This is a genomic window from Maribacter orientalis (assembly GCF_900109345.1).
Classification (GTDB): domain Bacteria; phylum Bacteroidota; class Bacteroidia; order Flavobacteriales; family Flavobacteriaceae; genus Maribacter; species Maribacter orientalis.
Window position 1 is genome coordinate 567,582 of record NZ_FNZN01000001.1, and the last position, 23,457, is coordinate 591,038.

Consider the following 23,457-nt stretch of genomic DNA (forward strand, 5'->3'; position numbering starts at 1 on the left):
TTATGGGAAATTTTATTAATGTAATATTACCAATTCCTCTAGAGCGAAGTTTTACTTATAGTATTACAGAAGAGGAAGCAACACTTTTGCAGCCAGGCATGCGTGTTGCAGTTCCTTTTGGCAAAACAAAAATATATACTGGGATTGTTCATAGTGTTCATCAAAAACCTCCTGAAGCCTATGAAGCAAAAGAAATACATCAGCTATTAGATGATTACCCGATTATAAATCCAATTCAGCTCAAACACTGGGAATGGATTGCTTCTTATTATATGTGCACATTAGGGGAAGTTGTACGTAGTGCATTACCAAGTGCTTTTTTGTTAGAGAGCGAAACATTAGTTGTACGTAATACGGAATACGAGGTTGATGAAAATGAACTTTTAGACGATGAATTTTTAGTGTTTGAAGCGCTACAGCATCAGTCAATACTTAAGGTTCAAGAAGTATCTGCTATTATAGAACGTAAAAATGTTCTGCCTATTCTTCAAAGATTATTGGAGAAAAAAATCATAGTACTTAAAGAAGAGGTTTACGAGCAGTATAGACCTAAATTAGTGAGGTATGTTAAGTTAGGTGCTGAATACGACGCAGATGAGAAATTAGAAGAACTTCTAAATTCATTGAAAAGAGCTCCTAAGCAAAGTCAGGTAGTACTTACACTTTTTCAACTTCAGGGTAGAAGTCAAAAGCCTATAAAAGTTTCAGAATTAGAAAAGGCAAGCAATACATCTAAAGCCGTAATAAAGTCATTGGTAGATAAAGTAGTCTTAGAAGAATATTTCATCAAAACTGACCGTGTAAATTTTGGTGGAAGTTCTGATGATTCTGAAACCAAAGATTTAAATGAATATCAGACATCTGCTTTAATAGATATTAAAAAGGCTTTTAAAGAAAAGAAAGTAACACTATTAAAAGGAGTTACTTCATCAGGAAAGACCGAGGTGTATGTAAAGTTGATTGAAGAATGTTTAGAAAAGGGTTTACAGGCTCTTTATTTACTTCCTGAGATTGCATTGACCACACAATTGATAAGTCGGTTACAAGAATACTTTGGTGAGAAAATTGCAGTTTACCACTCTAAATATAATGTTCAAGAACGTGTGGAGGTTTGGCAAAATGTTTTGCAAGCTAAACCTAAGGCACAGTTAGTTATTGGGGCACGATCGGCAATGTATCTGCCTTTTAGTAAACTAGGTTTGGTTATTGTAGATGAGGAACATGAAAGCTCTTTCAAGCAATTTGACCCAGCTCCTAGATATCATGCAAGAGATGCCGCTATTGTTTTAGGTAATTTACATTCCGCCAATGTATTATTAGGCTCAGCAACACCTAGTGTTGAGACGTATTATAATGCTAAAACCGGTAAATATGGTTTTACAGAAATTACTAGACGTTATGGTGATGTTTTGATGCCCGAGATGGAATTGGTAGATATTAAAGAGGCCACGCGTAAAAAACGAATGAAAGGTCATTTTTCTGAAAGGCTTCTATTGGAAATGCAAGAAACACTTATAGAAGGTAATCAAATAATATTGTTTCAGAATAGAAGGGGATTTGCACCTTTATTGGAATGTTTAACCTGTGGGCATACGCCTCAATGTCCAAATTGCGATGTGAGTCTTACCTATCATCAATTTAGAAATCAGTTACGTTGTCATTATTGTGGTCACCATACGGCATTGCCTGAAAGTTGTTTTGCCTGTGGTAGTCCCGATTTAGATACAAAAGGATTTGGTACTGAACAAATTGAAAAAGAAGTAATAGGACTGTTCCCAGACGCAAAAGTCGGTAGGATGGATTTGGACACAACTCGCGGTAAGCATGGTTATGAAAAGATAATTACTGCATTTGAGCAACAAGAACTTGATATTTTAGTAGGAACACAAATGTTGACCAAAGGCCTAGACTTTAGAAATGTAAATTTAGTTGGGGTAATGAATGCAGATTCTCTATTGAATTTTCCCGATTATCGTGCTCATGAAAGAACATATCAGTTATTGACACAAGTATCGGGTAGGGCAGGGCGTACTAAAAAAAGAGGAAAAGTTATTATACAGACCTATAATCCATATCATCAGATTTTAAAACAGGTTACTACAAGTGATTATGAGGGTATGTATAAAGAACAGTTAGATGAGCGAGCGCAATTTAAGTATCCTCCAGTAAATAGAATTATCAAAGTTACTTTCAAACATAAAAATTATAATGTTTTAAATGAAGCGGCAGATTGGTTTGTAGGAGCATTACGTTCTAATTTCGGCGGTACTGTATTAGGTCCTGAATATCCACCGGTAGCTCGAATTCGAAATCAGTATTTAAAGCATATTGTGGTTAAGGTTGAAAAAGTACAATCTTTGGCGCAAACAAAAGCCAACATTCGGCGTATAGAGAAATCATTTAAAGCGGTAGCGATGTATAGAAGTGTTAGGGTAATATATAACGTAGACCATATATAATAAAAAAGACCGCTATTTAGCGGTCTTTTTTGAAAGTAAAATTATATCATATATTATACATTACTAAGCGCTTCGGCAAGTTCTGACTTTTTATTTCTACTCAAGGGTATAGATCTACCACTAACTTCAACATTTTTACTGTTGAATTTCTCAACCTTCTCAAGGTTAATGATGTACGATTTATGTATTCTTAAAAACTTATCTTCTGGTAATTGCTTTTCAAAAGATTTCATTGTTGATAAGATTACGATATTAGCTTCATCAGTTACTAATTTTATATAGTCTCCAAGTGCTTCGATCCACTTAATATCATTTAAAATAACCTTTCTCTTCTTAAGGTTACTTTTTACGAAAATATGCTCCTCATCTTCATTTACTCGGTGCAATTGTTCGTAATTGGCAACAGCTCTTTTAACAGATGCATCAAAACGTGCCATAGTAATCGGTTTATGTAAATAATCCGTTACATCATAGTCGAATGCTTTGAGTGCATAATCTGGTTTACCGGTAATCAAAATTACCTGAGGACTGTTTTCTAATGACTCGAGTAGGTCGAATCCTGTGATAATTGGCATTTCAACATCAAGAAATATAAGATCTATCTCATGGTTCTTGATTCCATTTTTAGCTTCGATAGCGTTACTGTATTCTGCTACCATAGTTAAATTAGGATGATTGTTTACCAACTTTGCAACGGCCATCCTTTGCATGGATGAATCGTCAACGATGATACTTCTTAACTTCATAAGGGCTGATTTGTGGGGTTAAATCATCGACAAATAACCGAAAAAACATGCTGAACTGCAACAAAAGATGTGAACAATGCACTGTTGATCGTGTATTTGGTAATGATGATATGATTAAGATTTGGTCTATTTTTCATGTTGTTACCATCTAATAACGAAGAATATTCGTATTTCTTATAATTATTTTAAAATAATATCTATTTTTGCACTCCTTAAAACAAATATAATATGAACCATTACGAAACTGTTTTCATTTTGAATCCCGTTCTATCAGATGTACAGATAGAGGAAACAGTTAAGAAATTCGAGGATTTCTTAATTAACAATGGCGCCAAAATGGTAGCTAAAGAGAATTGGGGGCTAAAGAAATTGGCCTACCCGATACAAAACAAGAAGAGTGGATTTTACCACTTGTTCGAATTCACTAACACTGGTGAGGTAGTTACACCTTACGAACAGGAGTTTAGAAGAGATGAACGTGTTATGCGTTTCTTGACCGTTAAATTGGACAAGCATGCTATCTCATGGGCAGAAAGAAGAAGAACAAGAAACAAAAAAACCGCTAAAGCTTAAGTATTATGGCAACATTACAACAACAGGCAAAAGGAAAGAAAGATGGAGAGATCAGGTATCTAACTCCATTGAACATTGAGACCAACACTAAAAAGAAGTATTGTCGTTTTAAAAAGTCCGGTATTAAATACGTGGATTATAAGGATGCAGATTTTTTATTGAAGTTGGTAAACGAGCAAGGTAAATTGTTACCACGACGACTTACAGGAACTTCATTGAAGTATCAAAGAAAAGTAGCCCAAGCGGTAAAAAGAGCTCGTCATTTGGCATTAATGCCATATGTTGCTGATTTATTAAAATAATAAGAAAAGAATCATGGAGCTTATATTAAAAGAAGACGTACAAAATTTAGGTTTTAAAGACGATGTAGTTAATGTTAAGAACGGATACGGAAGAAACTTCCTTATTCCTCAAGGCTTAGCTGCAATGGCAACTATATCTGCTAAAAAGGTTTTAGCTGAAAACTTGAAGCAAAGAGCACATAAAGAGAAAAAAGTTGTTGATGCCGCTAAGAAAACTGAAGAAGCATTAAAAGCTTTAGAATTGAAGATCATTGCTAAGACAGGTGCTGGCGATAAATTATTCGGTTCAGTTACTAACGGTGATTTGGCAGAGGCTTTGGCTAAAGAAGGTCATGCTATCGACAAAAAATTCATTAGTATTTTAGGTGGTGCAGTTAAGAGAACTGGCCCTTACAATGCACAAATCAGATTACACCGTGAGGTTATAGTTGATTTCGGATTTGAAGTTATTGCGGAGCAAAAATAATACTTCAAATTATTAAATATATTAGCCTTTCAGTTTACTGGAGGGCTTTTTTTTGATTGGTCATGAAACGGATTATTAGAGTGCCAATATGAAATTGACACGTTGTATTTAATTATTATTAAAAGAATATCTATCGATGAAATACACAAGGCTAACAAAAGAACAATTAGAAGAACTACACCAAGAGTTTATTAACTTTTTGGCTACCCAATCAATTACAGGAGATGAATGGGATGCCATTAAAAAAGATAAGCCTAAAGTAGCGGAAGAAGAATTAGATGTTTTTAGCGATTTGGTATGGGAAGGTGTTTTGAGTAAGGTTTCCTACCTAGAGAATATTTCAAGCAATCAAATGCATTTGTTCTTTCTTACTGAAAAGGAAATGAAGCTTATTTCTGTGAAAGTGATGAACCCAGATTTAGATTTAACTACTAAAATCGGATTTGAATGGTTTAAGAAGAATTGGCAATCAGATTTTGTAGAATATTTGACAGCTTCAAAAGCCTATACCGATGATAAAAATGTAGACAAGTTCTTACTACTGCAACAAGGTGCAGTGATTACTAAAGGCGATTTATACCAGTGGTTCGAAAAGGTAATTGAAACCTCGTAGAGCTCTTGGTTGTTCATATTATTAATTCCTAATTGTAGTCTTACCTTTTGAAGGCTATATTTGCATTACAATAAAAAATTAATGGCACAGAAACCTTCTATTCCTAAAGGAACGCGCGATTTTTCTCCATCTGAAATTGCAAAGCGTAACTACATTTTTGACACCATCAAGAAAAATTTTCAAACGTATGGTTTTCAACCTATTGAAACTCCATCTTTTGAGAATTCAGAAACGTTGTTAGGTAAATATGGTGAAGAAGGTGACCGTTTAATTTTTAAAATTCTCAATTCAGGTGATTTTATTAGTAAGGTTGATGATATAACCTACAGTTCTAAAAATTCTACTAGTATAGCCCCTAAAATTACAGAGAAAGCGTTGCGATATGATTTAACGGTGCCTTTTGCCCGGTATGTTGTAATGCATCAGAATGAGCTAGATTTCCCGTTTAAACGATATCAGATTCAACCCGTTTGGCGTGCAGATAGACCACAAAAGGGTCGTTTTAGAGAATTCTTTCAGTGTGATGCTGATGTAGTAGGTTCAGATTCATTGTTGCAAGAGGTAGAATTGATTCAATTGTATGATGCGGTATTTTCTGATTTAAAATTAGAAGGTGCTACTATTAAAATGAATAATAGAAAAATTTTAGCAGGTATTGCTGAAGTTATTGGAGCAAAGCATTTATTAATCGATTTCACGGTAGCTTTAGATAAATTAGATAAAATAGGCGAGGAAGGCGTTAAAAAAGAAATGTTGGCTAAAGGTATTTCGGCCGATGCAATCGAAAAAGCAGCACCATTATTTGAACCTCAAGGTAGTAATGTAGATCAGTTAAATCGTTTAGATAGCTTATTGAAAGATTCTGTAGAAGGGCAAAAAGGTTTGGAAGAGCTTCGTTTTATTATGGAGACTATTTCAACTTTAGGTTTGCAATCTGCTAAATTGGCTATTGATGTTACATTGGCTCGTGGTCTCAATTATTATACAGGAGCAATTTTTGAAGTTTCAGCTCCGAAAGGTGTATCTATGGGGTCTATTGGTGGCGGTGGTCGTTATGATGATCTTACGGGAATCTTTGGATTAAAGGACGTGAGTGGGGTAGGAATTTCTTTTGGGTTGGACAGAATCTACCTGGTATTGGAAGAATTGAATTTATTCCCTGAGTCCGTCGATAAGTCTTTAGATGTACTTTGCCTTAACTTCGGGACTAAAGAAGCGCTAATGTCTTTAAAACTAGTAACGGAACTTCGTAAAAGAGGTGTAATGTCAGATTTATATCCTTCTGATGTAAAAATCCAGAAACAATTCAAATATGCCAATAATAGAAAGGTACCTTATGTAATATTGTTAGGTGCTGAAGAATTAGAAAATAACAGTTTTGTGGTGAAATATATGGAGAGTGGTAATCAAATAACTTATGCACTCTCTGAAGTAGACAAATTTGTTGCAACCTTAGAGTAATCGTCTAATTTCATTTAATATTTTAGTGTAATATTCTATTGAATGCGGCACGTATTGTTTGCTTAATTCTTTATCGTTTAATTCTTTTTCAAATTGAATAATCGAAATTAATTTGAGGTCATCAATTTCACTTTTTTGTTTGATAAGTTTTTCTAGGGGTATCTTTAGTTTAGATAAAAACGTATGATGAAATTCACAATCGATGAGTTGATCGGAATGTTTTTGGATGGATTTAAATACACCTATTTTCTTCAGTTCTTTACCCGTAATCGTTAAACCTATTTCTTCTTGCACTTCCCTAATTGCAGAATCTAAAATTGATTCTCCAGCACCAATATGACCAGCAACCGAAATATCCCATAAACTAGGATGGGTATCTTTATTTGAAGCTCGTTTTTGTATAAGTAGTTTCCCGTCTTCTGTATAAAACCAAATATGAACCGTGGCATGAAAGAGGCCTTTTTTATGGGCTTCAGATTTCATTGTAGTTTTACCTAACGGTACTCCATCAGCATTTAAAATGTCAATAAGCTCGTCCATAGTACTAAAAAATAATCCCTCCTAAAAAATTGGAGGGACTGTTATACTTTAATCGAAATAACTGAAGGTTTCTCCTTCTTTAATCGTTAGGAGTGTCTCATAAATTAATCGAATAACATTCTCAACATCATCTTTATGAACCATTTCAACAGTAGTATGCATATAACGCAAAGGCAAAGAAATCAATGCAGAAGCAACTCCGCCATTACTATACGCGAAAGCATCGGTATCTGTACCGGTAGCTCTTGATGCCGCCATGCGTTGAAAAGGAATTTTCTTCTCCTCAGCTGTTTCTAATATACGTTCACGTAATTTGTTTTGTACAGCAGGGGCATAAGAAATTACAGGTCCAGCTCCAATTTCAGTATGTCCTTGTGTTTTTTTCTCAATCATTGGTGTCGTCGTATCATGACAAACATCAGTAATGATAGCAACATTAGGCTTAATGGTTTGGGTAATCATTTCAGCACCACGAAGACCAATTTCTTCTTGAACTGAATTGGTGATATAAAGTCCGAACGGTAATTTTATTTTATTCTCATGTAATAAACGGGCAACCTCAGCAATCATGAATCCACCTGCACGGTTGTCTATAGCTCTACAAACGAATTTATCTTTATTTAAAACCTGAAATGTATCTGGGTAGGTGATAACACAGCCAACATGAACCCCCATCTTTTCAACTTCCGCTTTGTCCTTAGCACCTATATCGATAGTAATATTATCTAGTTTAGGAGCTAATTCTTCTTTTTCTCCTTTGCGAGTATGGATTGCTGGCCAGCCAAATACCCCTTTTACAATTCCCTTTTTCGTGTGGATATTTACCCACTTCGAAGGCGCTATTTGATGGTCACTACCACCATTACGTATCACATAGATCAATCCATTGTCTGTTATATAGTTGACATACCATGAAATTTCATCAGAATGTCCTTCAATAACAACTTTGTATTTTGCATCAGGATTTATTACACCAACTGCAGTACCATACGTATCTGTAATAAAAGTATCTACATATGGTTTTAGGTAATCCATCCACAATTTTTGCCCTTCCAATTCATAACCGGTCGGAGCAGCATTATTCAAGTATTTTTCAAAAAAGTCTAGAGACTTTTTAGTAATAATTTTTTTATCAGCCATCAATGTAATTTTAAGATACAAACTTAACAATATTAGCGTTGTATTAATAATAACCTTTTATAATTATCGTTAATTTTGGCAAGACATTTGCTTAGCCTATATTAATGAAATATAACTATTTACTCATTTTTTTATTCTTGACCAGTTATTCTATTTTTGCTCAGATAGAAGAACAGGAATTGGATTCTGTATCGGAGAAAATGATAATTATTTCTGGTGATTCTTTACTACAGAATTCTATTGCATTAGAAGAAGCTTATGTTTTTGGAAAGCTAAAGTTCTCGTCTTATGATGACAAACTGAGGTATTATATATTACGTAGAAAGACAGAAAAAGTGTATCCGTATGCAAAATTGGCCGCAGAAAGGTTGGTAGAACTTAATGATAGTCTTGCCGACATCAAGAATACTAGAAAAAGAAGGAAGTATACAAAAAAGGTTCAAAAGTATATTGAGGAAGAATTTTCAGAAGAATTAAAAAAACTTACTAGAACTGAGGGACAGATTTTAGTAAAGTTAATCTACAGACAAACGGGTACTACTGCATTCGATTTGGTAAAGGACCTTCGTAATGGTTGGCGTGCCTTTTGGTATAATACTACAGCCAAATTCTTTAAGATTAGTATTAAAGAAGAATTTCACCCAGATGTGATTGAAGAAGATTATTTAATTGAAGACATTCTTCAACGTGCATTTTCAAATGGTAAATTAGAGCGACAGGCGACGGTATTAGACTATGACTATGACAAATTGTATAATAAGTGGAAGAAAACTACAAAAAAACTTAAAAACTAATTCGATTTAGTTTTAACCCCGAACACAGAATTTACAATAGTTTTTATTCCCTTGAATCCCATGAAAATGGCATATGAGGCTAATATAATTCCGAGAATGCATACTGGCCAAAATAGAAAATGCTCTTGATTTTTAAATGCTTGCCATAATACTAATGGAGCTGTAAACATTAAAACTACAGTAATTCCCAAACGTTTTAGCCCAGTTACGAGCATATCTTTATCAGTTCTTCTCATTATCTATGACTATACTTTTTTTATATTCTTGAACTATGGCAAAATAACCTAGGGCAAAATTATCGTTACGTGAAACATTGTCTGATACTTCGGAATTATCAATACCAGTAATATTTGTGATATTTCCTCTAACGGTGGCAGCGGGAGTTTGAAAAGGCCCTTGGTCTCCACCGGATTGTACTATTATTTGATTCATATAATTGTAGAACGATTCATCTGCACCAAAAAGGCCTATATTTATGGTTCTGTCTGTATCCAATTCCAAATCTGAATCATAAAAATAAGAAAACACAAAAGTTTGACCTTGGTAGAATTCATCTTCAGTAACCAAATACTCGTTAAAATCAAAATCTAAAATATAAAAATCGTCACGCTCGCCATTATCCGTAAATGTGACGATAACTTCAGTTTCATCACCAGAAAATAAAGTTTGATTTCCTTGTTCTAAGGATTCTATAGGAACTGATTTTACATAGGTAGTTGTGGCGAAATATCGCTCTTCACTTGTTGTAAGAAGTAATTGAAAAACATCACCTTCGTTTATATTGCTTACCCTAATTCTTTGATCACTATCAAATGTTGGATCTGGCACCCATTTACCGCTACCAGGTTCAAGTTCTGTTAAATTTGAAATGCCACCACCTTCAAGTATTTCTGGAGCATCAGGGTTAGTTGTACCGTAATAGATAACAGCACTTTCTAAAGCAGCAATATTATTGCTTTCAAAAAAAGAACTACTTTTTGACACTATAATTTCGATTGGTAAATACTCTTGAGTTTCATCTACCCTTATGACGCCATTTACAATAAGCCTGGTGTCGTTATCAGGTAGTTCCACATCAATTACATCTTCACAAGAAATAATTATTGAAATTGTCAATAATGTCAATATAAAACGTTTCATCGATTACAGTTTAAAGTTATAGGTTACTGCAGGTACAAAGCCAAAAATAGAAGTTCTAACCGCTTCATTTGCACCAGTATCATCATTGCGTCTAAAGCTAATAGAAGCAGCATTTCGTCTGTTGTATACATTATATAAACTAAATACCCATTCACCTTTGATTTTTCTACTTATATTCTTTTTTGGAGTTAGCGTAGCTGATAGATCAAGTCGATTATAAGCAGGTAGTCTTTGTGTATTACGTAATCCGTAATAAGGGACAGTTAAACCTTGGAATTCGAATTGACCAATTGGGTAATTGGTAGGTTGGCCAGTTTGGTATGTAAAGTTACTGCTGAAATTCCATTTGTCATTTAAATCATAACTTAAAAACAAAGAAATGTCGTGTGTTTTATCATAGGGAGTGTTGTACCAGTTTCCAAAATTAATTCCAGATTCAATATTGCTACGACCGTTATCTGTAAAGGGCATTCTGCCAGGTGTACGTTGCTCTGATTTAGATAGAGTATATGCTAGCCATCCTTGTAGTTTACCTTCGCTCTTGCGAAGTAAAACTTCTAATCCGTATGCACGAGCTTCACCGTTTAATATAACTTGCTCTATAGCATTATTTGCAATTAAGTTGGCACCATCTATGTAATCAATTCTATTTTGAACATTTTTATAGAAAACCTCACCCTCAACAGAATAATCACCGTCTTGAATATTTTTAAAATATCCAAGGGCATATTGATCGAGCAGTTGTGGTTTTATAAACGGACCGCTCGGTGTCCAAACATCTAATGGGGTTGGGGAACTGGTGTTAGATAAAAGGTGAAGGTATTGAGCTAATCTCGTATAGCTTGCTTTGATTGAACTAGATTCATTTAAGGTATATGATAAGGAAGCTCTAGGTTCAAAATTACTAAAAGTTGACAGTGTAGTTCCTCTACCTGGATTAATAACATCAATTGGTTCTGCTTCTTGATAAATGAGTAGAAATGGGTCGAATTCAACGGGATTATTATTTGCATATACATTCAGTTCATCTTGACCTAAACGCATAAACTGACTAAAACGTAATCCGTAGCTAAGACTTAAATTTTCTGTTACTCTATGCTCAACATCAACGTAAGCAGCAAATTCATTAGCGTATTTTTGAATAAGTTGTTCTTCGATAATTCCCGATTCAGCATTACTAGGTTCAATTTTACCAGGATTGAATTGATAGTACACATTATTAAGGCCGTAATTTATTTGCAGCTTATCATTCATATAATATTTAAGGTCATATTTTATATTGAAATTTCTAATACCTGAATTCCAATTAAAACCAACAAAATCAAGCTTTAAACCATAGTAGTAATCTGAATAAATAAGTGATAGATTGGAGAATAGTTTATCTGAGAATAAATGGTTCCATCTAAAATTTCCCACTGTATTACCATAGGTGTTTACAAAACTGTCATTGATGCCAAAGACATCTCTACCAAAATAACCAGATAGGAATATGTTGTTCTTATCATTTAATCTATAATTTAATTTGGTATTTAAATCGTAGAAATAAGCTGTATTGTCAACATCGAACAAGGGTAAAAAAAGATGTGCATAAGATGCTCTACCACCAACTAAGAAAGCTGCTTTATCTTTTTTAATGGGTCCCTCAACTAAAAGCCTACTGGCAACAGCACCAATGCCACCATTCATTTTAAACTCTTTACTATTGCCTTCTTTTTGAAAAATATCTAAAACCGAGGAGACTCTGCCACCATATCGAGCAGGAATGCCACCTTTGTATAGTTTAACGTCTTTAATTGCATCAGGATTAAACACAGAAAAGAATCCGAATAAGTGAGATGAATTGAAAATTATTGCTTCATCTAAAAGGATAAGGTTTTGATCTGCGGCACCACCTCGCACATTAAAACCTGAAGCACCTTCACCAGCATTTGTAACACCGGGTAAAAGCAATATGGACTTAATTACGTCGGCCTCCCCCAGAATTACAGGTATTTTTTTAATAGTGCCTATAGAAAGGGTGTTTACGCTCATTTGTGGTTTTCGAATGTCCATCTTTTCGACATTTTCTGTAACCACGACTTCTTCTAATTGTTCAGCTTCCTCTTCAAGTAAATAATCTATTCTTCTATTTTCGTTTAGGTTAATTTCCTGTAGAACATCTTTAAAACCTAAGTAGCTAATTAAAACAGAATAAGTACCTTTTGGTAATGTTATGGAATAGAAACCGTATTCGTTAGTTGTTACACCGGTTTTTAATTCTGGTATTGATACAGTAACGCCAATAAGTGTCTCATTACTACTATTCTCAGATATGGTTCCACTTAAAGTAAACTTTTCTTGACCCCATGAATTTGAAGAGCATAGAAGGGTGACAAGAATAAGTTGTAAATATCCTTTCATCAATTTTTTGAGTAAAAATAGTCAGAAAATCATGACACTCCTAAAAGTTAATCATGTTCCAAAAAAAATACCCTCGATAATTATCGAGGGTATTTTAATTTAAAATATTGTAATTAAATAGCTTTTAAAATTTCATTAAGCGTAGAACTCGGTCTCATTGCTTTTTCAACCAAAAAAGCATCAGGCTTATAATACCCACCTATATCTTGTTTTGAACCTTGAGCATTAATTAATTCAGTAAGAATCTGAGATTCTTTTTCGTTTATTTGAGTACTTACTTTCGAAAATATTGCTTTCAATTCTGCATTATTATCTTGTTTCGCTAGTGCTTCTGCCCAATATTTTGCTAGGAAAAAGTGACTTCCTCTAGTGTCAATTTCGTTTACTTTTCTAGATGGGGATTTGTCGTTTAATAAAAACTTTTCAGTAGCACTATCTAAAGTGTCGCCAAGAACCTTAGCCATTGCATTTCCATTTTTTTCTCCGTAAAACTCTAAGGAAACCCCTAATGCTAAAAACTCACCTAAAGAATCCCATCTTAAATGTCCTTCCTCTAAAAATTGTTCCACATGTTTGGGGGCTGAACCACCGGCACCTGTTTCAAATAGACCACCACCATTCATCAAAGGAACGATAGAAAGCATTTTTGCACTAGTACCTACTTCTAGTATTGGAAAAAGATCAGTTAAGTAATCACGTAAAACATTACCAGAAACAGAAATAGTATCCTTACCGGCTTTCATTCTTTTTAAAGTGAATTCTGTAGCCGCAGTAGGGGACATGATTTGAATATCCAATCCTTTTGTGTCTTCATTGGCTAAGTAAGTCTTTACTTTTTTAATAAGTTCTGCATCATGGGCCCTTTTCTCATCTAACCAGAATATAGCAGGGTCATTGGTTGCCTTAGCTCTAGAAACCGCTAGTTTAACCCAATCTTGAATAGGAGCATCCTTAACTTGACACATACGCCAAATATCTCCATTACTCACCTTATGCTCGATTAAAATAGCACCAGTTTCCAAATCTATTACTTGTACTACCCCGTTTTTCTTTATTTCAAACGTTTTGTCATGAGAGCCATACTCTTCGGCCTTTTGGGCCATAAGACCAACATTTGGTACAGTACCCATTGTTGTCGGGTCAAATGCTCCATGTTTCTTACAGAAATCGATTGTAGCAGAATAAATACCAGCGTAACTACTATCTGGTATAACGGCTTTAGTATCTTGAGCTTTACCTTGAGCATTCCACATTTTACCTGAATTTCTTATCATTGCAGGCATAGATGCGTCAATAATTATATCACTTGGTACGTGAAGGTTGGTAATCCCTTTGTCTGAATTTACCATTGCTAAATCTGGACCATTAGCCAAAGCAGCATCTAAATCTTTGGTAATTGCGTCTTTCTCTGTTTGAGGAAGCTTTTCAATTTTTTGATATAAACTGGCTAATCCGTCATTAGGGCTAATTCCTAAGGTGTCAAAAGTATCTGCGTATTTTACAAAAACAGGTTTTAAGAAAGTTTCCACAACGTGACCAAATATAATTGGATCGGAAACTTTCATCATAGTTGCCTTTAGGTGAACAGAGAAAAGAACTCCTTTTTCTTTCGCATCTTTAATTTCTTTTTTCAAGAATTTAATTAATGCTTCTTTGTTCAATACCGTGGCATCAATAATTTCACCAGCCTGCAGCTCTATTTTGTCCTTAAGTATAGTTTCTGAAGAATCAGATACCAATTTAATCTGTATTGAGGTAGCTTTGGTAAGGGTTAAGGATTTTTCATTAGCTTTAAAATCACCTTCTGCCATAGTGGCGACATGGGTTTTAGAATCAGAACTCCAAGCACCCATACTATGTGGATTCTGTTTTGCGTAATTTTTAACTGCTCTTGGAGCTCTACGATCAGAGTTTCCTTCACGTAAAACTGGATTAACGGCACTGCCTTTTATTTTATCGTACTTGGATCGTATTTCCTTTTCCTCATCATTTTTAGGTTCATCAGGATAACTAGGTAAATTATATCCCTTAGACTGTAATTCCTGTATAGCTTCCTTCAATTGTGGAATTGAGGCACTAATATTCGGTAATTTAATAATGTTTGCTTCTGGCTGTTTTGCCATATTGCCCAATTCATCCAAATCATTGGACACCTGTTGTTCTTTAGTTAAAAATTCGGGAAAAGTAGCTGCAATTCGGCCAGCTAGTGAGATATCTTTTGTCTCTATTTCAATTCCTGAAGATTTTGTGAAAGCTTTTACAATAGGTAAAAAAGACTCCGTTGCCAATGCAGGGGCTTCGTCTGTTTTGGTATAAAAAATTTTGGACATTTGCGGTTTGTTTTAATTTAAGCGGAACAAAGATACAATTTTCTATAGGCTAAAAAGACAGGAAATGCGCTAATATTTCAGGCATGCGTGAAGATTTGTTAAATAACAAAAGCCATATCAATGTACGTATACAATGATATGGCTTTTTAGAAAAAGTTTACGGACAGTTTGTTTTAATTTTTCATTAAAACGGCAACCCTTGATTGCACCCGCTTCACTAATTCAACGTTTAAAATGTTTTTGAAATTTAAACGGGTGTCCAAACTTTAATCAACATTTCTTTTTTGTTATTTCATTAATCTCTAAAAACTAATATTTTAGAATTTTAGATGTTTAATAAATAATTAAAAATTAAAGCGACAGCCTTTATTTTTAAAATTCACCCCTAAAGGTTCAATAACAATACAAAGAACGCAAGCTCTGTAATGACTTCTAAATGGATACTTCGTCGTTTCCGATTTATTAATCACATTTAAATTTACAAAAAAATATCAATTGACAAAAGATTTTTGTAAATATTTATTAATCAACATGTTATAAACATAGGTTATTCACTTTTGTTCATAAAAAAAGCACCGTATCAAATTGAAACGGTGCTTTATAAATTTTTTGAGGGAAATTTATCCTCTTATTTCCTTAATTCTAGCTTTCTTACCAGTTAATTCACGGAAATAGTAAATTCTAGATCTACGTACTTTACCTCTCTTGTTCACTTCAATTTTTTGAAGTGCAGGTAAGTTAATTGGGAAGATACGTTCTACACCAACTGTTCCTGACATTTTACGTATAGTAAAAGTTTCTGTTGAACCAGTACCTCTTCGTTGTATAACAACTCCTTTGAAAAACTGAGTTCTTGTTTTTTCGCCTTCTTTAATCTCGTAGTACACAGTGATTGTGTCACCAGATGAAAACTTTGGGAATTCCTTTTTAGTTACGAATTCGTCTTGTACAAATTTTATTAATGATTCCATTGAATAGTTAATTGGAATTAAATTAGAGTAACATTCACGATTATCGTCAGAGGTTATTCTAACAGGCTGCAAAATTAATCCTTAAATTAAAACATACAAGTATTTTAGAGACTTTTTTACTTGAAACGGATTTGCCTATTGTAATAAATCGGGTCGAAGCTTTTCTGTGCGCTCATAGGCCTTGCTTTCTCGCCATTCTTCAATTTTACCGAAATTACCGCTTAGCAATATATCTGGCACATTCATTCCTTTATATTCCGCAGGTCTTGTGTATACTGGCGGAGCTAACAATCCGTCTTGAAAAGTATCTGTCAAGGCAGAAGTTTCATCATTTAAAACACCAGGAATCAATCTTATGATAGAATCGCAAAGTACTGCTGCGCCCAATTCACCACCTGAAAGCACATAATCGCCTATAGAAATTTCTTTAGTTATAAATGCATCTCTAACACGTTGGTCGACACCTTTATAATGACCACAAAGAATAATCATATTATCAATCATTGAAAGCTGATTAGACATTTTCTGATTTAGAGTTTCCCCATCAGGCGTCATATATATGATTTCATCGTAATGGCGTTGAGCCTTCAGATCAGTGATACATTTGTCTATTGGTTCGATCATCAAAACCATACCAGCGCCACCGCCAAATTGGTAGTCGTCAACATTCCGATATTTGGTATCGGTATAATCTCTAAGATTATGAAAATGTACTTCAACCAAGCCTTTTTCTATAGCTCTCTTTAAAATGGAAGCTTCAAACGGACTCCTAAGTAATTCTGGTAATACGGTAATAATATCTATTCTCATCTTTTGATTTTCATCATCGTTTAACCTGCCAAAAGTAATGAAAACAGTGGTAATCCTTCTCCCAGCCTAATTTCTCATAAAGTTTTTGCGCAGGGTTATCGATAGCTGTTTCTAAGGCAAGACCTTTATACCCTTGTTGAGCACAAAATTGTTGGGCTTTTTCTAATAATAGTTGCCCGACCGATTGTTTGCGATATGCTTCATCTACATAAAGATCATTTAGAATTAATGACTTTTCTAAACTCACCGAAGAAAAGGTATAGAATAATTGCACAAAACCAATGGCATTTTCACCTTCATAAGCAGCAAATATTACAGATTCTTCATTAAAGATTCTATTATTCAGAAAGGCTTTGGCGGCTTCAATATCAGACTCCATTTTGTAAAATACTCGGTAGTTATCGAAAAGGGGTGCGATATCTTCTATTTGTATATGAGTAATTCTTTTTAAATTTTTCATATCAAAAAAAAGCTCCAAAACGGAGCTTTTAATTATTTAGTTTTCTTCTGTTTGTTGATTTCATCTTGTAGCTGCCTACTTATCTTCTGCTCACGTTCTAGTGCTCTTCTTCTATGGTCTTCATATTCAATCTCAAGTTCAGAAAGATTTTGCTTCGCTTCTTGGGTAAGTATATTGCTGTTTCTAAACCTATAGATAAACAAGCCTAATAAAAGAAATAAACCTCCAATTATTGTCCAAAGGATAAAATTGTATGTTCCTTTAGAAACAGGAATACCAATAAATGACATGCTATCTTTTTCTTCAGTTACCGAGCTAAGATTGGTAGTTGTCTCTTCTAATTTTTTATTTAATGAAGTTATAGTGGTTTCATGTTCTGCTATAGTAGACTTTAACTCACTAGTCTTTTTATTCATAGCAGCAATAGAGTCCAATACATTCTTGCGTATCTTAAAAAGGTTTGTTTCTTTTACTACTTCATACCTAACACCATCAGCTCTATAATTACCTGAACGCTTTGCTATATAGTCAAATTGATTACTGATTGGCCCTTCATCTAACGATAACTTATCGTCTTCTCCCTCTGCATCTTGTGCAAATTGATGGTTAGTGACGAAAAGAAACGCCACTATTAATAGTATTCTATAGAATTTCATGAAATAGATTCTTAGGTTAAAATAAATGATTTAGAGATGACTAAAGTACTTCATTAAAGTCAAATTATAAAAAAAAATGAAAAAACGTTATCACTGTTTATTTAACTACGTTCGCTTTCATAAAATAGATGTTCTCCTTAATAGTTTAGTAATATGTATAACGGCGGACTTTGGCAATATATTTTGCTAATCTAATGACCTGGTGTGAATAACCATATTCATTATCATACCATATATATAGTATTATATTTTTACCAGTGCTAGAAACTATAGTCGCCATACTATCATAAATTGATGGGGCAGAGGTACCCATAATATCTGATGATACAAGTTCTTTATCTAGCGAATATTTTATTTGTTCTACCAAATCACCTTCAAGGGCGTATTTCTTGATCATCGAGTTTACACCATCTAACGAAGTTTTTTGATTTATTTCTAGATTTAGAATAGCCAATGATCCATTCGGTACGGGTACCCTAATAGCATTCGATGTCAACTTACCTTTTAAAGAGGGCAACGCCTTGGCAACAGCTTCACCAGCACCTGTTTCGGTAATGACCATATTTAAGGCAGCTGCTCGACCTCTTCGATATTTGCCATGCATATTATCAACAAGGTTTTGGTCATTAGTATATGCATGTATGGTTTCTAGATGACCTTTTTCTATACCAAATGTCTCTTCTACAGCCTTTAAAATTGGGGTTATAGCATTTGTAGTGCAAGATGCGGCAGAAAATAATTCAGTATTATCAGGACTATATTCTAAATGATTTACACCATGAACAATATTCGCAATCTCATTACCAGGTGCTGTTAATAGGACTTTTGAGGCACCATTCGCTTTAAGATGTCTTTCCAATTGTTCCTTATTTCGAAATGCACCGGTATTGTCGATAATCAAAGCATTTTTGATTCCGTATTCGGTGTAATCAATTTCTTCGGGCATATTGGCATAGATAACGTGTACCGTTGTACCATTTATAATAAGTTTTTGGTTATTATAGTCTACTTTTACTGTGCCGCTGAAAATACCATGAACAGAATCGGTTCTTAATAGGCTTGCTCTTTTTTCAAGGTTTTCAATAGTTGGTTTGCCGCGAACAACGATTGCTCTAAGCCGTAATTGATTTCCTTTTCCTGTCTTAGACATTAATTCTCTAGCTACCAAGCGGCCAATTCTTCCAAAACCATAAAGAACAACATCCTTAGGTTCAATACTTATAAAATCTTGTGCGCTTTTAAGTTTATCTATTACAAACGACTTTACATTGTTTAAAATGTTTTTATCAGAATGGTATTCATAAGTTAATTTACCAATATCGAGTTTAGAAGGGGGTAAAGAAATATCACTTATTGAACGTAAAATTTCTACCGAATCGAAAATTGAAATTGGCTTTTGAACAAATTCACCTGCGTATTCATGTAAATGTATAATGTCACTTACATTTTTATCAATAACTTGATTTTTGAAAAGAACAATTTCAATAGATTTATCGTACCAAAGATCACTTACAATTTTGATGAATTCAGTAGTAGCTTTTCTTCGATCCGCTTGAAATGCTAGCTCTTTTTCAAATGTGGTTTGTGGACCCATAATAATTGATTGATTTTTAGAATTCGCACAAAACTAGAAAATTTAAACGCCTTAATTAAGTGATTTTCAAAAAAAAGCCTCCGTTATTACGAAGGCTGTATTTTTTATTGAATTTTTACTGAAAGATGAGTCGATCTCTTTCACCATTTGAACCTAACATAGTAATGACTGTCTTACTATATTTAGAGATGCCTCCGAAAGCATTATATGCATCATCGATATTTCCAATCTCAATATCATCAATTTTAACAATCACTTTTTCAGATAATCCGTAACCTCTATATCTTTCAGGTACTCCTATTATCTTAACACCAGTTTTAGTTTTGTATACCTTTTTGTCATGTGCGGTAAGGTTCTTTACTTCTAAGCCCATTTCTGGAACTACTAATGTTTGTCTTTCCTTTAATGTTAACGGGATATGCAATATTTCATTTTTTCTATCTATCACAAAGTCTAAGGTATCGCCAGGTCTTTTGGTAGAAAGGTAACCTGTTAAATCTGGGTATTTATGAACTACTATTTCATCGACCTTTTTAATAATATCTCCGATTTCAATACCTGCTTCTTGAGCAGCAGATTCGTCTTCAATGAATTCTATATATACGCCATCTATATTATTGATTCCTTTCTCTATTGCATCTCTTGTGTTTACAGGGGCTGGTCTAATTCCCATAAATCCTTTCTGTACATTTCCGTACTCCAAAATATCTTGTATAACCTTTTTCGCAATATTGCTAGGAACGGCAAAAGAATAACCTACATAAGAACCTGTTTGAGAGGTTATCGCGGTATTAATGCCCACTAAATCTCCATTTGTATTTACTAAAGCACCACCCGAATTTCCTGGATTAACAGCGGCATCTGTTTGTATAAAAGACTGGTTTTTTCCGAGATTACGTGCTTTTGCACTAATAATACCTGCGGTTACAGTAGAGGTTAAGTTAAATGGATTGCCTACTGCTAAAACCCATTCTCCAATTTTTGTTTGGTCAGAATCACCAAATGCCAAATACGGTAATTTTTCATCTGTATCTATTTTAATTAAAGCAATATCTGAATTGGGATCAGCCCCTATTAATTCGGCATTGTAAGTTTTATTGTTGTTTAATGTGACTTGAAGTTGATTTGCTCTACTTATAACATGGTTATTGGTGACAATATACCCGTCAGAGGAAATAATTACTCCAGAGCCGGTTCCTACCTGAGGTACAGCGCTAGCGCTTGACCCGTAGAAAAAATCAAATATACTGGTAGGGCCTTTACTAAGTGTGATATTCATTACGTGAACAACCGCATTAACGGTATTTTCTGCCGCCATGGTAAAATCTACTTCATTAATACCAGAACCACTTGCAGAAGTAGGGGTATAGTTGGTGTTGAAAACACTATTGCTACTACCATTATCTTGTGAAATAATGGTAAAATTATCTTTTTCGAAAAAGAGTTTATAAGCGCCCAACGTGATTGCGCCTGCAAAAACAGATACAAATAGAAGACTTGCTAATCTTTTCATAATCTTTAAATAGTTTAACGTATGCGCAGTAAAATTACTTGATTTTATGCTCTTTGATAAGCGTTTAACTACTTTTTAACTACTATTAAAAACTTAATTATGTTCTATCTTTGTGTATATAAGCCAACATGAAATATACTTTTTATAAATATCAAGGAACAGGAAATGATTTTGTGATGTTCGATAATCGCAAAAATCATTTTCCGAAAGACGATGTGAGGTTAGTTGCGAGCATCTGTCATCGTAGATTTGGTGTAGGGTCTGATGGATTGATTCTATTGGAAGATGATGAGAATACAGATTTTAAAATGGTGTATTTTAATGCAGATGGAAAAGAAGGAAGCATGTGTGGCAATGGTGGAAGATGTATTGTTGCGTTCGCCCATTTTCTGGGTGTAATTAAGAAGAAAACAATTTTTACAGCTGTAGATGGTTTGCACGAGGCTAATATAAAAGGCGATGTAGTGAGTTTGAAAATGCTAGATGTTCAAGAAATAAAAGAAAAGCAAAATGCCCTTTATTTAAATACAGGATCTCCACATCACGTACAAATGGTTAAAGAATTGAAATCCTTTAATGTTGTTAAGGAGGGTGCGCGTTTGCGCTATGGCGTTTATGGTGAAAAGGGTAGTAATATCAATTTTGTAGAGTTTAACAAATCAGGAGGTTTTGATATTCGTACCTATGAACGTGGTGTTGAAGATGAGACATTATCTTGTGGTACAGGTGTAACAGCTGTTGCTTTAGGTATGTATCATTTGGGAAAAACGAAGGAAAAGATAGTTGCGGTAAAAGCAATAGGTGGTGATCTGGAAGTTTCTTTTGAGGAACAGAATGGTTTATATAGTAATATCTATTTAAGAGGAGAGGCAAAACAAGTATTTAAAGGTGAATTAACGTGGTAAAATTAAAAGGAGAGCAGATTTATTTAAGGGCCTTAGAACAAGAGGATCTAGATTTTCTATATGAACTTGAGAATAATACCGATGTTTGGGAGGTTAGCGGTACAATTGCACCGTACTCTAAAAGTGTGCTACAACTCTATTTAGATAATGCCCACCGAGATATTTTTGACGTAAAACAATTACGACTGGTAATTTGTGATTTGAAGCATAAAGCAATTGGATTGATAGATATATTTGATTTTGAACCAAATCATAAACGAGCAGGTATAGGTATAATTATTCTGGATACAGAACAAAGAAATAAAGGAATTGGGGCTGAGTCAATTACCTTATTATGCAATTACGCTTTTGATGTGCTAGGGTTAAGACAAATTTATGCCAATATTTTAGAAGAGAACTCAGCGAGCATGCATTTGTTTAGAAAGTTAGGTTTCAATGAAGTTGGTATTAAGAAAGATTGGGTTCGGGTCAAGAATACCTTTAAGAATGAGGTTTTGTTACAAAAATTAAATAACTGATGAGTTTCAAACGTATTTTACTAGGTGTAGTTCTAGCAAGTTTAATTGGTGGCGGTATTTTCGCATACATTGCCTATGGTATATTTTTTACGCCCAATACAAGTTTCAATAGTGATGAAGAATTTGTTTTTATACCAACCAATGCCTCAGAGAGGGACTTAGAAAAAGAATTGTCACCATTACTTAAAGATTTTGATGCCTTCAAATCTGCGGCGAACAGAAAGAGCTACTTAAGCAGTATTAAAGCAGGTAGGTATAAGATTGCCAAGGGCATGAATAATAACGAGATTGTTAATTCATTGCGAAGCGGTAATTTACCAGTAAAAGTTTCTTTCAATAATCAAGAGAGTGTAAATGATTTAGCAGGAAGGATTGCAAGTCAGATAGAGGCAGATAGTAGTTCTTTGGTTGCTGCTTTTAAGGACACAGATTTTTTAAAATCTAATGGATTTAATGAAGCTAATATGATATCACTTTATATTCCAAATAGCTATGAGTTTTTCTGGAATACATCTGCGACAGCCTTTAGAGATAGAATGTTAAAAGAGTATAATCGATTTTGGAACAATGCTAGAATTGAAAAAGCAGAAGCATTAGGTTTACAACCGAACGAAGTAATCGCTTTAGCATCAATAGTACATAAAGAAACTGCAAAGGTTGATGAGCGGCCAACAGTAGCAGGGGTATATCTAAATAGATTGAAAAAAGGAATGTTATTGCAGGCAGATCCAACGGTTATTTATGCTATAAAAAAGGAGACGGGTAATTTTGATACCATAATTAAGCGAGTATTATATAAAGATTTAGAAATGGATTCTCCTTATAATACGTATAAAAATGCAGGTTTACCCCCTGGACCGATTGCTATGCCCGATATTACGGCTATAGATGCGGTATTGAATCCTAAAAAACATAATTATTATTATTTTGTCGCGAATGTAGAAAAATTCGGATATCACATGTTTGCAGAGAACTTAACGCAACACAACCGAAATAAAGAGCAATACATCCGATGGATAAATGCACAAAAAATCAATAGATAGGTTTATTGTCCGAATTTTAGCAC

General features: G+C 34.2%; 23 protein-coding genes. 10 read left to right on the forward strand and 13 right to left on the reverse strand.

The window, feature by feature from the left end:
* The first annotated feature begins 2 nt into the window (after positions 1–2).
* Positions 3–2,459 (forward strand): replication restart helicase PriA, encoded by a 2,457-nt coding sequence (priA, locus tag BMY56_RS02440; protein WP_091619388.1) that lies wholly within the window; start codon positions 3–5, stop codon positions 2,457–2,459.
* A 53-nt stretch (positions 2,460–2,512) separates the two neighbouring features.
* On the opposite strand, the gene BMY56_RS02445 is transcribed toward priA, so the two are convergent.
* A complete protein-coding gene (locus BMY56_RS02445; protein WP_091619390.1) occupies positions 2,513–3,205 on the reverse strand; it encodes a LytR/AlgR family response regulator transcription factor in 693 nt (230 codons plus the stop codon).
* A 228-nt stretch (positions 3,206–3,433) separates the two neighbouring features.
* Between BMY56_RS02445 and rpsF the strand changes: the two genes are divergently transcribed.
* The 5 genes from rpsF (at position 3,434) to hisS (ending at position 6,620) form a co-directional block, all read left to right on the forward strand.
* Positions 3,434–3,778: a 30S ribosomal protein S6 gene (gene rpsF, locus BMY56_RS02450; protein WP_079513901.1), complete on the forward strand. Its 345-nt coding sequence runs from the start codon at positions 3,434–3,436 to the stop codon at positions 3,776–3,778.
* Positions 3,779–3,783: 5 nt separating this feature from the next.
* Positions 3,784–4,080: a 30S ribosomal protein S18 gene (rpsR, locus tag BMY56_RS02455; RefSeq protein WP_027067300.1), complete on the forward strand. Its 297-nt coding sequence runs from the start codon at positions 3,784–3,786 to the stop codon at positions 4,078–4,080.
* Positions 4,081–4,093: 13 nt separating this feature from the next.
* Positions 4,094–4,546, forward strand: coding sequence for a 50S ribosomal protein L9 (rplI, locus tag BMY56_RS02460; protein WP_091619392.1), 453 nt, complete (start codon positions 4,094–4,096; stop codon positions 4,544–4,546).
* Between the two features lie 136 nt (positions 4,547–4,682).
* Positions 4,683–5,159: a DUF6495 family protein gene (locus tag BMY56_RS02465; RefSeq protein WP_091619394.1), complete on the forward strand. Its 477-nt coding sequence runs from the start codon at positions 4,683–4,685 to the stop codon at positions 5,157–5,159.
* 81 nt (positions 5,160–5,240) lie between these two features.
* The gene (gene hisS / locus BMY56_RS02470; protein ID WP_091619396.1) at positions 5,241–6,620 is read left to right on the forward strand and encodes a histidine--tRNA ligase; all 1,380 of its coding nucleotides are present in this window, start codon (positions 5,241–5,243) and stop codon (positions 6,618–6,620) included.
* On the opposite strand, the gene BMY56_RS02475 is transcribed toward hisS, so the two are convergent.
* Both BMY56_RS02475 and BMY56_RS02480 read right to left on the reverse strand, forming a co-directional pair.
* Positions 6,612–7,160 carry an NUDIX hydrolase gene (locus BMY56_RS02475; protein ID WP_091619397.1) on the reverse strand — a complete coding sequence of 183 codons (549 nt, stop codon included), beginning with the start codon at positions 7,158–7,160 and terminating at the stop codon, positions 6,612–6,614. The two genes, hisS and BMY56_RS02475, sit on opposite strands and share 9 nt — an antisense overlap.
* Before the next feature lie 48 nt (positions 7,161–7,208).
* A complete protein-coding gene (locus BMY56_RS02480; RefSeq protein ID WP_091619399.1) occupies positions 7,209–8,300 on the reverse strand; it encodes a M42 family metallopeptidase in 1,092 nt (363 codons plus the stop codon).
* A 104-nt stretch (positions 8,301–8,404) separates the two neighbouring features.
* On the opposite strand from BMY56_RS02480, the gene BMY56_RS02485 reads away from it, so the two are divergent.
* Positions 8,405–9,094, forward strand: coding sequence for a DUF4294 domain-containing protein (locus BMY56_RS02485; RefSeq protein ID WP_091619401.1), 690 nt, complete (start codon positions 8,405–8,407; stop codon positions 9,092–9,094).
* Here the strand turns inward: BMY56_RS02485 and BMY56_RS02490 are convergent.
* From BMY56_RS02490 to BMY56_RS02535, 10 genes are all read right to left on the reverse strand, one after another.
* On the reverse strand, positions 9,091–9,330 hold the full coding sequence (locus tag BMY56_RS02490) for a DUF6095 family protein (protein ID WP_079513915.1): 240 nt from the start codon (positions 9,328–9,330) through the stop codon (positions 9,091–9,093). The genes BMY56_RS02485 and BMY56_RS02490 overlap by 4 nt on opposite strands.
* Entirely contained in the window at positions 9,317–10,234 is a 918-nt protein-coding gene (locus BMY56_RS02495) for a DUF4249 domain-containing protein (protein ID WP_091619404.1), read from the reverse strand. The genes BMY56_RS02490 and BMY56_RS02495 overlap by 14 nt, the downstream gene beginning before the upstream one ends.
* A gap of 3 nt (positions 10,235–10,237) precedes the next feature.
* On the reverse strand, positions 10,238–12,634 hold the full coding sequence (locus BMY56_RS02500) for a TonB-dependent receptor (RefSeq protein WP_091619406.1): 2,397 nt from the start codon (positions 12,632–12,634) through the stop codon (positions 10,238–10,240).
* A 113-nt stretch (positions 12,635–12,747) separates the two neighbouring features.
* Complete coding sequence (locus tag BMY56_RS02505) at positions 12,748–14,964, reverse strand: NADP-dependent isocitrate dehydrogenase (protein WP_091619408.1); 2,217 nt, start codon at positions 14,962–14,964, stop codon at positions 12,748–12,750.
* Positions 14,965–15,584: 620 nt separating this feature from the next.
* Positions 15,585–15,935: a 50S ribosomal protein L19 gene (gene rplS, locus BMY56_RS02510; RefSeq protein WP_091619410.1), complete on the reverse strand. Its 351-nt coding sequence runs from the start codon at positions 15,933–15,935 to the stop codon at positions 15,585–15,587.
* Between the two features lie 135 nt (positions 15,936–16,070).
* Positions 16,071–16,745 (reverse strand): tRNA (guanosine(37)-N1)-methyltransferase TrmD, encoded by a 675-nt coding sequence (gene trmD, locus BMY56_RS02515; RefSeq protein ID WP_091619412.1) that lies wholly within the window; start codon positions 16,743–16,745, stop codon positions 16,071–16,073.
* 13 nt (positions 16,746–16,758) lie between these two features.
* The gene (locus tag BMY56_RS02520; protein WP_091619414.1) at positions 16,759–17,205 is read right to left on the reverse strand and encodes a GNAT family N-acetyltransferase; all 447 of its coding nucleotides are present in this window, start codon (positions 17,203–17,205) and stop codon (positions 16,759–16,761) included.
* 32 nt (positions 17,206–17,237) lie between these two features.
* Complete coding sequence (locus tag BMY56_RS02525) at positions 17,238–17,861, reverse strand: tRNA (guanine-N1)-methyltransferase (protein WP_091619416.1); 624 nt, start codon at positions 17,859–17,861, stop codon at positions 17,238–17,240.
* 145 nt (positions 17,862–18,006) lie between these two features.
* Positions 18,007–19,455, reverse strand: a complete 1,449-nt coding sequence (locus BMY56_RS02530) for a glyceraldehyde-3-phosphate dehydrogenase (protein ID WP_091619417.1) — start codon at positions 19,453–19,455, stop codon at positions 18,007–18,009.
* A gap of 115 nt (positions 19,456–19,570) precedes the next feature.
* Positions 19,571–20,968, reverse strand: coding sequence for a S1C family serine protease (locus BMY56_RS02535; protein WP_091619419.1), 1,398 nt, complete (start codon positions 20,966–20,968; stop codon positions 19,571–19,573).
* A gap of 128 nt (positions 20,969–21,096) precedes the next feature.
* Between BMY56_RS02535 and dapF the strand changes: the two genes are divergently transcribed.
* Genes dapF through mltG form a run of 3 tightly spaced genes read left to right on the forward strand, consistent with a single transcriptional unit; the run spans position 21,097 to position 23,434 of the window.
* Positions 21,097–21,873 (forward strand): diaminopimelate epimerase, encoded by a 777-nt coding sequence (gene dapF / locus BMY56_RS02540; RefSeq protein WP_091619421.1) that lies wholly within the window; start codon positions 21,097–21,099, stop codon positions 21,871–21,873.
* Entirely contained in the window at positions 21,867–22,391 is a 525-nt protein-coding gene (locus BMY56_RS02545; RefSeq protein WP_091619424.1) for a GNAT family N-acetyltransferase, read from the forward strand. Before dapF ends, BMY56_RS02545 begins: the two co-directional genes overlap by 7 nt.
* Complete coding sequence (gene mltG, locus BMY56_RS02550; protein ID WP_091619426.1) at positions 22,391–23,434, forward strand: endolytic transglycosylase MltG; 1,044 nt, start codon at positions 22,391–22,393, stop codon at positions 23,432–23,434. Before BMY56_RS02545 ends, mltG begins: the two co-directional genes overlap by 1 nt.
* Positions 23,435–23,457: the final 23 nt, after the last annotated feature.

What these genes read in the sequence shown, in the direction of transcription:
- BMY56_RS02485 (WP_091619401.1), top strand. Translation starts at nt 8,405, where the DNA reads ATGAAATATAACTATTTACTCATTTTTTTATTCTTGACCAGTTATTCT.
- hisS (WP_091619396.1), top strand. Translation starts at nt 5,241, where the DNA reads ATGGCACAGAAACCTTCTATTCCTAAAGGAACGCGCGATTTTTCTCCA.
- BMY56_RS02535 (WP_091619419.1), bottom strand. Translation starts at nt 20,968, where the DNA reads ATGAAAAGATTAGCAAGTCTTCTATTTGTATCTGTTTTTGCAGGCGCA.
- rplI (WP_091619392.1), top strand. Translation starts at nt 4,094, where the DNA reads ATGGAGCTTATATTAAAAGAAGACGTACAAAATTTAGGTTTTAAAGAC.
- rplS (WP_091619410.1), bottom strand. Translation starts at nt 15,935, where the DNA reads ATGGAATCATTAATAAAATTTGTACAAGACGAATTCGTAACTAAAAAG.
- BMY56_RS02475 (WP_091619397.1), bottom strand. Translation starts at nt 7,160, where the DNA reads ATGGACGAGCTTATTGACATTTTAAATGCTGATGGAGTACCGTTAGGT.
- BMY56_RS02520 (WP_091619414.1), bottom strand. Translation starts at nt 17,205, where the DNA reads ATGAAAAATTTAAAAAGAATTACTCATATACAAATAGAAGATATCGCA.
- trmD (WP_091619412.1), bottom strand. Translation starts at nt 16,745, where the DNA reads ATGAGAATAGATATTATTACCGTATTACCAGAATTACTTAGGAGTCCG.
- rpsR (WP_027067300.1), top strand. Translation starts at nt 3,784, where the DNA reads ATGGCAACATTACAACAACAGGCAAAAGGAAAGAAAGATGGAGAGATC.
- BMY56_RS02530 (WP_091619417.1), bottom strand. Translation starts at nt 19,455, where the DNA reads ATGGGTCCACAAACCACATTTGAAAAAGAGCTAGCATTTCAAGCGGAT.
- BMY56_RS02525 (WP_091619416.1), bottom strand. Translation starts at nt 17,861, where the DNA reads ATGAAATTCTATAGAATACTATTAATAGTGGCGTTTCTTTTCGTCACT.
- BMY56_RS02445 (WP_091619390.1), bottom strand. Translation starts at nt 3,205, where the DNA reads ATGAAGTTAAGAAGTATCATCGTTGACGATTCATCCATGCAAAGGATG.
- priA (WP_091619388.1), top strand. Translation starts at nt 3, where the DNA reads ATGGGAAATTTTATTAATGTAATATTACCAATTCCTCTAGAGCGAAGT.
- BMY56_RS02500 (WP_091619406.1), bottom strand. Translation starts at nt 12,634, where the DNA reads ATGAAAGGATATTTACAACTTATTCTTGTCACCCTTCTATGCTCTTCA.
- mltG (WP_091619426.1), top strand. Translation starts at nt 22,391, where the DNA reads ATGAGTTTCAAACGTATTTTACTAGGTGTAGTTCTAGCAAGTTTAATT.
- BMY56_RS02465 (WP_091619394.1), top strand. Translation starts at nt 4,683, where the DNA reads ATGAAATACACAAGGCTAACAAAAGAACAATTAGAAGAACTACACCAA.
- dapF (WP_091619421.1), top strand. Translation starts at nt 21,097, where the DNA reads ATGAAATATACTTTTTATAAATATCAAGGAACAGGAAATGATTTTGTG.
- BMY56_RS02490 (WP_079513915.1), bottom strand. Translation starts at nt 9,330, where the DNA reads ATGAGAAGAACTGATAAAGATATGCTCGTAACTGGGCTAAAACGTTTG.
- BMY56_RS02480 (WP_091619399.1), bottom strand. Translation starts at nt 8,300, where the DNA reads ATGGCTGATAAAAAAATTATTACTAAAAAGTCTCTAGACTTTTTTGAA.
- BMY56_RS02495 (WP_091619404.1), bottom strand. Translation starts at nt 10,234, where the DNA reads ATGAAACGTTTTATATTGACATTATTGACAATTTCAATAATTATTTCT.
- BMY56_RS02505 (WP_091619408.1), bottom strand. Translation starts at nt 14,964, where the DNA reads ATGTCCAAAATTTTTTATACCAAAACAGACGAAGCCCCTGCATTGGCA.
- rpsF (WP_079513901.1), top strand. Translation starts at nt 3,434, where the DNA reads ATGAACCATTACGAAACTGTTTTCATTTTGAATCCCGTTCTATCAGAT.